This window comes from Curtobacterium sp. PhB191 (assembly GCF_004346515.1).
Lineage (GTDB): Bacteria > Actinomycetota > Actinomycetes > Actinomycetales > Microbacteriaceae > Curtobacterium.
Genome location: NZ_SMBV01000003.1, coordinates 293,488 through 306,496 on the forward strand (window position 1 = coordinate 293,488; position 13,009 = coordinate 306,496).

Here is a 13,009-nt window from a genome sequence, read left to right on the forward strand (position 1 = left end):
ACCTGTCCGCACGGTCCCGCCGAAGGTCCCGCGAAAGCGACAGTGTGCCGCCGAACATCGGCGGCACACTGTCGCTTTGGCGGACCGGCGCGGGAAACGCGTCGCGGGGCGCGGGGTGGACGCAACCGGCACGGCGGACGGGAGGCGCGGGGCAGGGCCGCCACGGGCCTCCCGTCCGGCACGCGGAAGCGACAGAACCCCGCGAACGGTTCGCGGGGTTCTGTCGCTCTGGCGGGACTGACCCGACCGCTGCGCGCTACGCGCGCACGTGCGGGTGCGCGCCGAGCTCCTCGGCCACGAGGAACGCGAGCTCGAGCGACTGCATGTGGTTCAGCCGCGGGTCGCACAGCGACTCGTAGCGGGTGGCGAGGGTGGCCTCGTCGATGTGCTCCGACCCGCCGAGGCACTCCGTGACGTCGTCACCGGTGAGCTCGACGTGCATGCCACCCGGGTAGGTGCCGACCTGGCGGTGCGCCTCGAAGAAGCCGAGGACCTCGTCCACGACGTCGTCGAACCGACGGGTCTTGTAGCCCGTGGGCGTGGTCAGGCCGTTGCCGTGCATCGGGTCGGTGACCCACAGCGGATTGGCGTCCATGCCCTTGATCGCCTCGAGCAGCTTGGGCAGCTCGTCGCGGATCTTGCCGGCACCCATGCGCGTGATGAACGTCAGGCGGCCGGGCTCGCGGTTCGGGTCGAGCTTGTCGACCAGGGCCTTCATGTCGTCGACGCTCGTGGTCGGGCCGAGCTTCACGCCGATCGGGTTCCGCACCCGCGACAGGAAGTCCACGTGGGCACCGTCGAGATCACGCGTGCGCTCCCCGATCCAGATGAAGTGGCCGGAGGTGTCGTACGCCAGACCAGACCGCGAGTCGATGCGGGTCATCGGGCGCTCGTAGTCCATGAGCAGACCCTCGTGCGACGCGTAGAACTCGACGTGCTTGAGCGCCTCGAAGTCGGCACCGCAGGCGTCCATGAAGCGGATCGCGCGGTCGATCTCCTTGGCGAGGTGCTCGTAGCGGGCGTTCGCCGGGTTCGACGCGAAGCCCTTGTTCCACGAGTGCACCTGACGCAGGTCGGCGAAGCCACCCTGTGTGAAGGCGCGGACGAGGTTCAGCGTCGACGCGGCCGTGTGGTACCCCTGCACCAGGCGGCGCGGGTCGGCCGTCCGGCTCTCCGGCGTGAAGTCGTAGCCGTTCACGATGTCGCCGCGGTAGGCGGGCAGCGTGACGTCGCCGCGGGTCTCGAAGTCGCTCGAACGCGGCTTGGCGAACTGCCCGGCCATGCGGCCCATCTTGATGACGGGCATCGACGCACCGTAGGTCAGGACGACGGCCATCTGCAGGATCGTCTTGACGCGGTCGCGGATGGAGTCGGCGGTCGCGCCGGCGAAGGTCTCGGCGCAGTCACCGCCCTGCAGCAGGAACGCCTTGCCCTGTGCGGCGGCGGCGAGCCGCTCGCGGAGCTTGTCGACCTCGCCCGCGAAGACGAGGGGCGGCAGCGTGGCGATCTCTGCCGAGGCGGCCTCGGCCGCCGCAGCGTCGGGCCACGTGGGCTGCTGCTTGATGGGGAGGGTGCGCCAATAGTCGAGGCCCTCGATGACGTCCGGATCCTGCAGGGCGACGAAGTCGGTCGACTCGAACAAGGGCGTTACCTCGGTGTTCTGTGCGGGCGGCCCGCCTGTCCGCCGGAGGGCGGCAGAACGGGCGTCCTGGCGGAGTGCCGGGACCATCAGAGCCTAACGTGCGGGCGACGACTTCCGTTCCCGCATGACTGCCTCGCGCGCGGAGCTCGCGCGTTCCTTGACGCTCGTCGCGTAGACGTCGACGTACTCCTGACGGCTCAGCCCCGCGAGCTCGTGCATGACCTCGTCGGTGACGCTGCGCAGGATGAACCGGTCGGTCTCGAATCCCTGGAAGCGCGAGAAGTCGAGCGGCTTGCCGAACACCACGCCGACGCGCTTGATCTTCGGGAAGCGCTGCCCGATCTGCTGCACCTCACGCGTGCCGACCATGGCGACGGGGACGACGAGCACCCGGCCCTCGAGGATCATCCGCGCGATGCCGGTGCGACCGCGGTAGAGCTTGCCGTCGGGGCTGCGGGTGCCCTCCGGGTAGATGCCGAGCTGCTCACCGCGGGCCAGGACCTGCAGGCCGGTGCGGAGCGAGGCCTCGGACGCCTTGCCGCCGGAGCGGTCGATCGGCAGCTGGCCGATGGCGTTGAAGAACGTCTTCGTCGCCCAGCCCTTGAGCCCCCGCCCGGTGAAGTAGTCGCTCTTCGCCAGGAAGGACAGCCGCCGGTCGAGCACGGCCGGCAGGATCACCGAGTCGATGAACGAGATGTGGTTGGACGCGAAGATGACCGGGCCCTTGGCGGGGACGTTCTCACGGCCGACCACCCACGGGCGGAACAGGGTGAGGATGAGCGGGCCGAGCAGGAAGTTCTTCAGCAGCCAGTAGGTCATCGACGACTCCAGGTGGTGGGGTGGGCCTGAGCGACCCTACGCCGTGCGGGCCGGTACGCGGTTACGCCGTGCGGGCGTGGATGCGGGCCAGGTCGGCGGCGCCGACGACTCCGGCGTCGTTCACCAGCTCGGCGATCACGAAGTCCGGCTCGGGGTGGTAGCCACGCGCCGGCAGGTTGTTGAGGTACGCCTGCTTGATCGGGTCGAGCAGCCGGTCCCCCGCGCTGGCGACCCCGCCGCCGAACACGAACAGCTGCGGGTCGAGCACCGCGGACAGCGAGGCGCAGGCCTCACCGAGGTGACGGCCGAGGCGACGGAGCGCCGCGAGGGCACCCGGGTCGTCGGCCAGGATCAGGTCGCCCACGATGTGTCCGTCGAGCTCGCCGCCGTTGGCTTCGCGCGCGTCGGCCAGCGCGGATCCGATGCCGCCGGCGTCGGCGACGTCGTTCGCCATCCGCTGCAGGGCACGGCCGGAACCGTACTGCTCGATGCAGCCACGCGCGCCGCAGCCGCACGGCAGACCGTTCGGCACGATGCGCAGGTGGCCGATCTCGCCGCCGGTGCCGAACCCGCCGCGGAACAGGCGGTCCTCGGTCACGATGGCGCCGCCCACACCGGTGCCGATGGTGAGCATCGTCATGTCGGAGACGAGCCGGCCGGCGCCGAAGCGGAACTCGGCCCACCCGGCGGCGTTGGCGTCGTTGTCGACCGTGATGTGCAGGTCGCCGAGGCGCTGCTGCAGCTTCTGGCGCAGGGGCTCGTTCCGCCACCGGATGTTCGGCGTGTAGTAGACGATCGACTGCGAGGCGTCGATGAAGCCCGGGGCCGCGACGCCGACCGCGCCGACCTCGTGGCCTGAGCTGAGTCGCTCGACCATCGAGACGACGTCGTCGAGCATGGCGTTCGGGTCCGCAGCGTTGGTGGCCACGCGGTCCTCGGCGATGATCTCGCCGAGTTCCGTCACGACCGCTCCCGCGATCTTGGTGCCCCCGATGTCGATTCCGATGGCGTGCACGGTCCAAGAGCCTACCGGTTCACCGCGAACTCACGGAACGCCCGGTGACGCGTCCTATGCTGGCTGTGTCGCCTCGCAGGATGAGGCGCCCTCGAATCGAACCGGCAGACAAGGGAGTCACCGTGAACGATCAGCGACCCGAACGCGCCAGTCAGGTCCCGACCGGGAGGCACGCCTCGCGTCCGACGAGCGGCCCCGTCGCTCCTGACCACGGCTCCGCAGCGCGGCTGCTCGGCGACCGCGCCCGTCTGACGCCGTCGCGTCCGATCCTGGCCCAGCGCCACGGCGACACGTGGACGACGATCACCGCCGGCGAGGTGCTCGCACGGGTCCGCGGCATCGCGAAGGGCTTCGTCGCCGCCGGCCTCGAGCCCGGCGCCCACGTCGCGATCCTGTCCCGCACCCGCCTGGAGTGGACCCTCGTCGACTTCGCGGTGTGGACGGCGGGCCTGGTCTCCGTGCCCGTCTACGAGACGAGCTCCCCCGACCAGGTCCGGTGGATCCTCTCCGACTCCGAGGCCGTCGCGATCGTCGTCGAGCAGGAGGAGCACGCGCGTCGGGTCGCCTCGATCGCCCCGGACCTGCCGCACCTCGGGCAGCACTGGACGATCGACGGCGGCGGACTCGACGACCTGACCCGGCTCGGCGAGGACGTCACCGACGACGAACTCGACGCGCGGACGGCATCGGTGCACGGCCACGACGATGCGACGATCATCTACACCTCCGGTTCGACCGGACGCCCGAAGGGGTGCGTCCTGCGGCACGACAACTTCACCGCGACGGTCGAGAACGCCAGTGTCGCGATGCCCGAGGTCGTCGCGGACGGCGCCTCGACCCTGCTCTTCATCCCGATGGCCCACGTGTTCGCCCGCTTCATCGCGGCGATGTCCGTGTCGGCCGGGGTGCTGGTCGGCCACGAGCCGGACACGAAGGACCTCATGCACGCCGTGTCGTCGTTCAAGCCGTCCTTCCTGCTGGCGGTCCCCCGGGTGTTCGAGAAGATCTACAACGCCTCCGAGCAGAAGGCCGACCTCGGCGGCAAGGGGAAGGTCTTCCGGGCCGCTGCGGACACCGCGGTCGCCCACTCCGAGGCCTTGGCCGCCGGTCGGGTCCCGCTCGTGCTCGGCCTGAAGTTCAAGCTGTTCGACAAGCTCGTCTACGCGAAGCTCCGGAACGCCCTCGGTGGCCGCACCGAGTACGCGGTCAGCGGCTCTGCGCCGCTCTCGCCGCGGCTGTCGCACTTCTTCCGCTCGATCGGGGTGCTCATCCTCGAGGGCTACGGGCTCACCGAGACGACGGCCCCCGCGACCGTGAACCGTGCGGCGGACCTGCGCATCGGGACGGTCGGACCGGCACTCCCCGGGGTCGAGATCCGGATCGCCGACGACCAGGAGATCCTGATCCGCGGCGTCGACGTGTTCGACCGCTACTGGCGGAACGACGAGGCCACCGAGCGGGCGTTCACCGACGACGGCTGGTTCCGCACGGGCGACCTCGGACGGCTCGACGACGACGGCATCCTGACGGTGACCGGACGCGCCAAGGAACTCATCGTCACCGCGAGCGGCAAGAACGTCGCACCGGCACCGCTCGAGGACGGCGTCCGCGAACACCCGCTCATCGGGCAGGTCGTGGTCGTCGGCGAGGGCAAGCCCTTCATCGCCGCCCTCGTCACGCTCGACCGCGAGATGCTCCCGGGGTGGTGCGAGAGCCGCGGGATCACGCCGGCGCTCTCCGCGCGCGAGGCCGCGTACGACGAACGCGTGCTCACCGCCGTGCAAGAGGCGATCGACACCGCGAACGGCCGGGTCTCACGAGCCGAGTCGGTCCGGTCGTTCACGATCCTGGACACCGAGCTGACGGAGGGATCCGGACACCTGACGCCGAAGCTGACGATCAAGCGGTCGGTCATCCTGCACGACTTCGCGGCCGACATCGACCACATCTACTCGGGGTCGAAGGTGCAGACGACCGCGACGCCCGTCATCGAGGAGCGTCGCGCGCGCCGCGGGTAGCGCTCCGCCGTCTCGGCGTACCGGGGCGTTTCGGGCGTACCGGGTCGTTTCTTCCGACCAGGTACGCCCGATTCCGCCAGGTGCGCGCGGGGTGCGTGCGCGCGGCGTGCAGGTGCGCGCGGGGCTCAGGCCTCCGGCGACTGCTCCGTCGCGGGGGCGTCGAGGACGGCGGTCGAACCGGTGGCGACCGTGGTGTCGGCCGGACGACGGTTGGTGCGGGTGCGGTGCGAGCTGAGCTCGTCAGTCTGACTGGTCATGCGGGAGTCCTGGGGGGATGGGATGGTCGTCGGTGGGAGGCCGACGCGGATACGGTACCTCTTCGTCAGGACAAAGCGACAATCCCCCGTGGGGGTGTCATGAGCAGGCACTCATGACCAACGGATCAGTGGAACCACTCCTGCGCCCGGATGTCCCGCAGCGCCTGCCGTCGGACCTCTGGTTCGAGCGTCATCACGTAGACGGTCCCGTCCAGGTGGTCGACCTCGTGCTGCAGCGCCTCGGCCATCAGCCCGGTGCCCTCGAGCACCACCTCGGCGCCGTCGACGTCGACGCCACGGACCTTGGCGTACGGGTGCCGCCGGGTCGGGTAGCCGAGCCCGGGAACGGACAGGCACCCTTCCTCCATGAGTTCGGGCTCCCCCGAGACCTCGACGACCTCGGGGTTCAGGACGTACCCGACCTCGCCGTCGACGTTGTACGAGAACGCGCGGAGTCCGACACCGATCTGCGGCGCGGCCACACCGGCGCGGCCGGGCTCCTTGACGGTGTCGATCAGGTCCTGCACGAGGTCGCGGACCCCGCTCGACCCGAGTGCCGCCGGAGCGATCGGGTCCGCAGGCGAACGGAGGACGGGGTCGCCGAACAGGCGGATGGGACGGACGGTCAATTTACTGCAGCACCACCAGGAGGTCGCCGGCGTCCACCTGCTGGGTCGCCGGGATCGCGAGACGGCCGACGGTGCCCGCCACGGGCGCCGTGATGGCCGCTTCCATCTTCATCGCCTCGATGCTCGCCACGGCCGCTCCGGCCTCGACGACGTCACCGACGGCGACCTTGAGCGTCACCACACCGGAGAACGGCGCAGCGACGTGCTTCGGGTCGGACTTGTCGGCCTGCTCGGCGACCTTCGTCTCGACCTCGATCGACCGGTCGCGGACCGAGACCGGGCGGAGCTGCCCATTCATCGTGGCCATGACCGTGCGGATGCCCTTGTCGTCGACCTCGCCGATCGCCTCGAGCCCGACGAACAGGTTGACGCCCTTGCCGAGCGGCACGACGTGCTCCTGCCCGGGGCGCAGCCCGTACAGGTAGTCGACGGTCGGCACCACGGACAGGTCGCCGTACTGCTCGCGCACCCGCTCGAACTGGGCCGTGGGCTGCGGGAACAGCAGTCGGTTCAACGCCTGCTGGCGCTCGGGCCCCTGGGCGTCGAGGTGCGCGCGCTCGGCGTCCGGCACCGGGGTGATCTCGAGGCGGACGTCGCGGCCCGCCAGGACCTTCGTCCGGAACGGCTCCGGCCAGCCACCCGGCAGGTCACCGAGCTCGCCGGCCATGAACCCGACGACGGAGTCCGGGATGTCGTACTTGTCCGGGTTCTGCTCGAAGTCGGCCGGGTCGGCGTTCACCGCGGCGAGCTGCAGCGCGAGGTCACCGACCACCTTCGACGACGGCGTGACCTTCGTCGGGCGTCCGAGGATCCGGTTCGCCTCGGCGTACCAGTCCTCGACCTGCTCGAACCGGTCGCCCAGGCCGAGCGCGATCGCCTGCTGGCGGAGGTTCGACAGCTGACCACCGGGGATCTCGTGCTTGTAGACCCGACCGGTCGGACCCGGCAGCCCGGACTCGAACGGGGCGTAGGCCCGACGGACCGCCTCCCAGTAGGGCTCGAGGTCGCCGACCGCGTCGAGGGACAGTCCGGTGTCGCGCTCCGTGTGGGCCAGGGCGGCGACCAGCGCGGACATGCTCGGCTGGCTCGTCGTGCCGGCCATCGGCGCCGAGGCGACGTCCACCGCGTCCGCACCGGCACGCGCGGCGGCGAGGAGCGTCGCGAGCTGCCCACCGGCGGTGTCGTGCGTGTGCACGTGCACGGGCTGGTCGAAGCGCTCGCGCAGCGCGCCGACGAGCTTCTCGGCGGCGCCGGCGCGGAGCAGGCCGGCCATGTCCTTGATGCCGATGACGTGCGCGCCGGCCTCGACCATCTGCTCCGCAAGGCGGAGGTAGTAGTCCAACGTGTACAGGTCCTCGGCAGGATCGAGGAGGTCGGCGGTGTAGCAGAGCGCCGCTTCGGCGACGGCCGTGCCGGTCGCGAGCACTGCCTCCAGGGCCGGTCGCAACTGGCTGACGTCGTTGAGCGCGTCGAACACGCGGAAGACGTCGACGCCCGTGGCGGCGCCCTCGGCGACGAACGCGTCCGTCACCTCGGTCGGGTACGGGGTGTAGCCGACCGTGTTGCGGCCGCGCAGCAGCATCTGGATCGGGATGTTCGGCATCGCCTCGCGCAGCGAGGCCAGGCGCTCCCACGGGTCCTCGCCGAGGAACCGGAGGGCGACGTCGTACGTCGCTCCGCCCCAGGCCTCGACGCTCAGCAGCTGCGGCGTGAGCCGCGCGACGTACGGTGCGACGGCGACGAGGTCCTTCGTGCGGACACGGGTGGCGAGCAGCGACTGGTGCGCGTCCCGCATCGTCGTCTCCGTCACGGCGAGCCGGGTCTGGGCACGGAGCGCCTTCGCCCACTCGGCCGGACCCTGCGCCAGCAGCAGGTCGCGCTGGCCCTCGGGCACCGGGGCGCTGAGGTCGAGGGCGGGGAGCTTGGCGCTCGGGTCGGTGACCAGCGGCGACCGGTCACCGTTCGGCTTGTTCACCGTGACGTCGGCCAGCCAGTTCAGGACCTTGGTGCCGCGGTCCTTCGACACGTGGCCGCTGAACAGCTGCGGACGCTCCTCGATGAACTTCGTCGAGACGTCGCCGCGGGCGAAGTCCGGGTCCTCGAGCACGGCCTGCAGGAACGGGATGTTCGTGCTGACGCCGCGGATGCGGAACTCGGCGAGGGCACGCTTCGCACGGGCGACGGCCGTCGGGAAGTCGCGTCCGCGGCACGTCATCTTGGCGAGCATCGAGTCGAAGTGCGGGCTGATCTGCGCACCGGTGGCGACCGTGCCGCCGTCCAGGCGCACGCCGGCGCCGCCCGGGCTGCGGTAGGTGGTGATGCGGCCGGTGTCCGGCCGGAAGCCCTGCGTGGGGTCCTCGGTCGTGATGCGGGTCTGCAGCGCGGCCCCGTGCACGGAGACGGTGTCCTGCGACAGGCCGAGGTCGGCGAGCGACTCGCCCGAGGCGATCCGCATCTGCGACTGCACCAGGTCGACGTCGGTGACCTCTTCGGTGACGGTGTGCTCGACCTGGATGCGCGGGTTCATCTCGATGAAGACGTGCTGACCCTCGCGCTCGCCCTCGGTGTCGAGCAGGAACTCGACGGTGCCGGCGTTCACGTAACCGATCGAGCGGGCGAAGGCGACCGCGTCGCGGTGCAGAGCCCGGGCGATTGCGGGGTCGAGGTTCGGCGCCGGGGCGATCTCGACGACCTTCTGGTTGCGACGCTGCACGGAGCAGTCCCGCTCGAACAGGTGGATCGTCCCCGCTTCGGTGCCCGTCGCGTCGGCGAGGATCTGCACCTCGATGTGCCGCGGCCGGATCACCGCCTGCTCGAGGAACATGGTCGGGTCGCCGAACGCACTGTCGGCCTCGCGCATCGCTGCTTCGAGCGCTGCACGGAGTTCGGGCTTGGTCTCGACCCGGCGCATGCCACGACCGCCACCACCGGCGACGGCCTTGGCGAACACCGGGAAACCGATGGCGTCGGAGCCGGCGATGAGCTCCTCGATGTCGCGACTCGCCGGGGTGCTCGCGAGGACCGGGACGCCGGCCGCGATCGCGTGCTCCTTCGCGGTCACCTTGTTGCCGGCCATCTCGAGCACGTGTTCGCCCGGACCGATGAACGTGATGCCGGCTGCCGCGGCCGCGGCGGCGAGCTCCGGGTTCTCGGACAGGAAGCCGTACCCGGGGTAGATCGCGTCCGCGCCCGACTCGCGCGCCACGCGGATGATCTCGGAGACGTCCAGGTACGCCCGGACCGGGTGGCCCCGTTCACCGATCAGGTAGGCCTCGTCGGCCTTCAGGCGGTGCAGGGAGTTCCGGTCTTCGTAGGGGTAGACGGCGACGGTGCGCGCCCCCAGTTCGTACGCGGCGCGGAATGCGCGGATGGCGATCTCACCACGGTTCGCCACGAGGATCTTGCTGAACACGACGTCCCTTTCAGCCCGGGTTGAGGTGAGACAACCCTAGTGGCGGTAACGTTGCTGATCGTGCATGTACTCAGCGTGAGCTCCCTCAAGGGCGGTGTCGGCAAGACGACGGTGACGCTCGGCCTGACTTCGGCCGCCTTCGCCAAGGGACTGCGCACGCTGGTGGTGGATCTCGACCCGCAGTCCGACGTCTCCACCGGCCTCGACATCAACCTCGCCGGACACCTCAACGTGGCCGACGTCCTCGAGAACCCGAAGGAGAAGATCGTCCGTCAGGCGATCGCCCCCTCCGGGTGGACGAAGGGCTCGCAGGGCAAGATCGACGTCATGGTCGGGTCGCCCTCGGCGATCAACTTCGACGGGCCGCACCCCTCCATCCGCGACATCTGGAAGCTCGAAGAGGCCCTGGCCAACGTCGAGCAGGACTACGAGCTCGTGCTCATCGACTGCGCGCCGTCGCTGAACGCGCTGACCCGCACCGCGTGGGCAGCGTCCGACCGCGTCACCGTCGTCACCGAGCCCGGCCTGTTCTCCGTCGCCGCCGCCGACCGCGCGCTGCGAGCCATCGAGGAGATCCGCCGCGGACTCTCGCCCCGCCTGCAGCCGCTCGGCATCATCGTGAACCGTGCCCGCGTCCAGTCGCTCGAGCACCAGTTCCGCATCAAGGAACTCCGCGACATGTTCGGGCCGCTCGTCCTGTCGCCGCAGCTGCCCGAGCGCACCTCGCTGCAGCAGGCGCAGGGTGCCGCGAAGCCCCTGCACGTGTGGCCCGGCGAGTCCGCGCAGGAGATGGCGAAGAACTTCGACCAGCTGCTCGAGCGCATCATGCGGACCGGCAAGATCGGCCCCTACGCCGACGGTTCGGGTGCCGTAGGCGCGTAGGGCGCTGCCGCGCGGGCGCGACGCGCTGCTCACGTCCGCCGAGCGGTCACCAACTGTCGGCCGGCGGCCGCGCGGACGACGGTTCGTGACCACTCGGCGACGCGCACACGACGGTTCGTGACCACGCGCCGACTGCCAGGAGGCCCGTCTCTGCCCCGGCAGACACGCCCGGCCCCGGCTCGCCCAGCGGTCACAACATCCCGCTCACGTCCGCCGAGCGGTCACCAACTGTCGGGCGACGGCCGCGCGGACGACGGTTCGTGACCACTCGGCGACGCTCACACGACGGCGCGTGACCACTCGGGACGATCCGCGGGACGAGAACCGCGAGAACCTGGTCAGGAAGCGCGGGAAGCGCGACGCGCGGCGAGCTCGTCGGACGGGTCGGCCGCCGCGGAGGCGTCGAGCTCGACCAAGGAGGTCTCGACCTCGCGCAGGACCTTGCCGACCGCGATGCCGAAGACACCCTGACCGCGGGACACCAGGTCGATGACCTCGTCGTCCGAGGTGCACAGGTACACCGAGGCTCCGTCGGACATCAGGGTGGTCTGGGCGAGGTCGGACACGCCCGACTCGCGGAGCTGGTTCACGGCGGTGCGGATCTGCTGCAGCGAGATGCCGGTGTCGAGCAGGCGCTTCACGAGCTTGAGCACGAGGATGTCGCGGAAGCCGTACAGGCGCTGGGAACCGGAGCCGGCAGCGCCGCGGATGGTGGGCTGCACGAGTTCGGTGCGTGCCCAGTAGTCGAGCTGTCGGTACGAGATGCCGGCTGCACGTGCGGCGACGGTGCCGCGGTAGCCGTTCTGCTCGTCGTGCTCGGGGAGGCCGTCGGTGAAGAGCAGCCCGAGGTCGTACCGCGTCGTGTCCGACCCGGTGCCTGGGGTGTCGTTCCCACTCATGCGCTTGCCTTCCACGACGATCGAGCTCCCACCCGAAGGTTCAACGACGGGTTGAGAGTTGTTCCGAGGTCAACGGTAGCGACTCCGACCGCTCCCGCGCGGGACATCCGACTCGGCGCGTCCGGCGTGTCGAGGATACGCCCCACCCACTGACGCACAAGCCCCCGCGGAGCACCGGAACGGATCATGCGTCGAGACGACCGATCGCCGCGCGGATGAGGCTCGAGCGGATGACCTCGAGCTGGACGGCGATCTCGCGTGCGAGTTCCGTGGCCTTCGCCCGTGACGTCGCATCGCCCCGGCGGGACACGGGCATGAGCGCGGATTCGATGAGTCCGACCTCGCGCTCGGCGGTGCTGCGGAGCGTGCGCAGGTGCCGCGGCTCGATGCCGGTCCGCTGCAGCTCGACGAGTGCCTTGAGGACCGACACGCTGTCCTCGCCGTAGGTCTCGGTGGCGGGGAGCAGTGATGCGGAGACCGCGTCGGCCAGGAGCATCGGGGACGCGCCGGCCGCTCGGGCCGTTTCGTCACGGGTGTACCGACGCTCGCGCCCGAGGATCGAGGGACGTGGGGCGTCCCCACCGCCCGGCAGTACGGGCTCGCGCCCGGCGTCGAGGTCGGCGAGGTAGTCCTTGATGACCTTGAGCGGCAGGTAGTGGTCGCGCTGCAGGCCGAGGATCACCCGGAGGCGGTCGACGTCGGCCGCCGAGAACTTGCGGTACCCACTGGCCGTGCGGATCGGCGTGACGAGCTCACGCTCTTCGAGGAAGCGCAGCTTGGAACTCGACAGGTCCGCGAACTCGGGCTTGAGGCGAGCGAGGACCTGCCCGATCGTGAGCAGGTCCGGTGCCGCTGACCCCGCCCGGGCCGCAGCGGACCGTGCGGCCACTACGCGTTCGCCAGGCGCGCCAGGTCGACCCGGGACGCGTAGAACGTCAGACGGAACTTGCCGACCTGGACCTCTGCCCCGTCGGTGAGCGGTGCTTCGTCGATGCGGTCACCGTCGAAGTACGTGCCGTTGAGCGAACCGTTGTCCTTGACGGTGAACGCCGTGCCGTGGCGCAGGAACTGCGCGTGCTTGCGCGACACGGTGACGTCGTCGAGGAAGATGTCGGCGTCGGGGTGTCGGCCGGCGGTCGTGACGTCGGAGTCGAGGAGGAACCGCGCACCCACGTTCGGACCGCGGCGCACGACGAGCAGCGCCGATCCGGACGGCAGGGCGTTGACCGCCTCGCGCTCTTCCGCTGAGACACCGGACTCGGCGGTGAGCGCCGCGCCCATGTCCATGCTGAAGGTCAACGTGGTGTCGACCAGCCGCTGCTCCGGGGTCTTCTGACCGTCCGGCTGCGGGACCACTGGATCTGGCATCGGTGGACCTCCTCCTCTTGGCCCACCAGCGTATCGGAAAGGAGGGCTCCAGCGGCAGCCCCGAACTG

At 70.5% G+C, this 13,009-nt stretch carries 11 protein-coding genes; 2 read left to right on the forward strand and 9 right to left on the reverse strand.

Annotated elements, in window-relative coordinates:
- Positions 1 to 256: 256 nt before the first annotated feature.
- The 3 genes from EDF48_RS07065 to EDF48_RS07075 all read right to left on the reverse strand — a co-directional run bounded on the left by EDF48_RS07065 (position 257) and on the right by EDF48_RS07075 (position 3,476).
- On the reverse strand, positions 257 to 1,642 hold the full coding sequence (locus tag EDF48_RS07065; RefSeq protein ID WP_123340362.1) for a 3-deoxy-7-phosphoheptulonate synthase class II: 1,386 nt from the start codon (positions 1,640 to 1,642) through the stop codon (positions 257 to 259).
- A 93-nt stretch (positions 1,643 to 1,735) separates the two neighbouring features.
- Positions 1,736 to 2,461 carry a lysophospholipid acyltransferase family protein gene (locus EDF48_RS07070; RefSeq protein WP_123292455.1) on the reverse strand — a complete coding sequence of 242 codons (726 nt, stop codon included), beginning with the start codon at positions 2,459 to 2,461 and terminating at the stop codon, positions 1,736 to 1,738.
- Positions 2,462 to 2,522: 61 nt separating this feature from the next.
- Positions 2,523 to 3,476 (reverse strand): ROK family glucokinase, encoded by a 954-nt coding sequence (locus EDF48_RS07075; protein ID WP_111085799.1) that lies wholly within the window; start codon positions 3,474 to 3,476, stop codon positions 2,523 to 2,525.
- A 122-nt stretch (positions 3,477 to 3,598) separates the two neighbouring features.
- On the opposite strand from EDF48_RS07075, the gene EDF48_RS07080 reads away from it, so the two are divergent.
- A complete protein-coding gene (locus tag EDF48_RS07080) occupies positions 3,599 to 5,494 on the forward strand; it encodes a long-chain fatty acid--CoA ligase (RefSeq protein WP_243698057.1) in 1,896 nt (631 codons plus the stop codon).
- Between the two features lie 125 nt (positions 5,495 to 5,619).
- Here EDF48_RS07080 and EDF48_RS19540 read toward each other — a convergent pair whose 3' ends face one another.
- From EDF48_RS19540 to EDF48_RS07090, 3 genes are all read right to left on the reverse strand, one after another.
- Positions 5,620 to 5,751: a hypothetical protein gene (locus tag EDF48_RS19540; RefSeq protein WP_260095359.1), complete on the reverse strand. Its 132-nt coding sequence runs from the start codon at positions 5,749 to 5,751 to the stop codon at positions 5,620 to 5,622.
- A 125-nt stretch (positions 5,752 to 5,876) separates the two neighbouring features.
- Positions 5,877 to 6,380 (reverse strand): peptide deformylase, encoded by a 504-nt coding sequence (locus tag EDF48_RS07085; protein ID WP_123292453.1) that lies wholly within the window; start codon positions 6,378 to 6,380, stop codon positions 5,877 to 5,879.
- A gap of 1 nt (position 6,381) precedes the next feature.
- Complete coding sequence (locus tag EDF48_RS07090) at positions 6,382 to 9,792, reverse strand: pyruvate carboxylase (RefSeq protein ID WP_131879005.1); 3,411 nt, start codon at positions 9,790 to 9,792, stop codon at positions 6,382 to 6,384.
- A 60-nt stretch (positions 9,793 to 9,852) separates the two neighbouring features.
- Here EDF48_RS07090 and EDF48_RS07095 point away from each other — a divergent pair, with 60 nt between their 5' ends.
- Positions 9,853 to 10,674, forward strand: a complete 822-nt coding sequence (locus tag EDF48_RS07095) for a ParA family protein (RefSeq protein WP_123292451.1) — start codon at positions 9,853 to 9,855, stop codon at positions 10,672 to 10,674.
- 338 nt (positions 10,675 to 11,012) lie between these two features.
- On the opposite strand, the gene EDF48_RS07100 is transcribed toward EDF48_RS07095, so the two are convergent.
- The 3 genes from EDF48_RS07100 to EDF48_RS07110 all read right to left on the reverse strand — a co-directional run bounded on the left by EDF48_RS07100 (position 11,013) and on the right by EDF48_RS07110 (position 12,941).
- A complete protein-coding gene (locus tag EDF48_RS07100) occupies positions 11,013 to 11,573 on the reverse strand; it encodes a MerR family transcriptional regulator (RefSeq protein WP_131879007.1) in 561 nt (186 codons plus the stop codon).
- A 184-nt stretch (positions 11,574 to 11,757) separates the two neighbouring features.
- Positions 11,758 to 12,462 carry a MerR family transcriptional regulator gene (locus EDF48_RS07105; protein ID WP_123312968.1) on the reverse strand — a complete coding sequence of 235 codons (705 nt, stop codon included), beginning with the start codon at positions 12,460 to 12,462 and terminating at the stop codon, positions 11,758 to 11,760.
- A complete protein-coding gene (locus EDF48_RS07110; protein ID WP_123292449.1) occupies positions 12,462 to 12,941 on the reverse strand; it encodes an FHA domain-containing protein in 480 nt (159 codons plus the stop codon). Before EDF48_RS07110 ends, EDF48_RS07105 begins: the two co-directional genes overlap by 1 nt.
- Positions 12,942 to 13,009: the final 68 nt, after the last annotated feature.